Here is a 292-nt window from a genome sequence, read left to right on the forward strand (position 1 = left end):
TCCTTCTTCGGCTCCTAGTGCCTAGGCATCCTCCGTGCGCTCTTATTAGCTTAACCTAATAAAAACTTTTCTTGCTTAAGGATGTTTCATCTTTCGCTATCCAGTTTTCAAAGAACAAGTCTTTTGCGTTGACTAAGCTTCCGAATAAATCTTCAGCAAATAGACAACAAACAAAAATTATTGGTGGAGCCAAGGAGGATCGAACTCCTGACCTCCTGCTTGCAAGGCAGGCGCTCTCCCAGCTGAGCTATGGCCCCATAGGGTATAAGTTGTCATTATCGAAAGGATAATG

The 292-nt window shown here is 43.5% G+C and carries 1 tRNA gene; it reads right to left on the minus strand.

What is annotated here, in order from left to right:
- Nucleotides 1-181: 181 nt before the first annotated feature.
- Nucleotides 182-257, minus strand: a tRNA-Ala gene (locus WFJ73_RS33265).
- Nucleotides 258-292: the final 35 nt, after the last annotated feature.

The sequence above is a fragment of the Paenibacillus sp. MMO-58 genome, assembly GCF_037146255.1.
Classification (GTDB): Bacteria; Bacillota; Bacilli; order Paenibacillales; family Paenibacillaceae; genus Pristimantibacillus.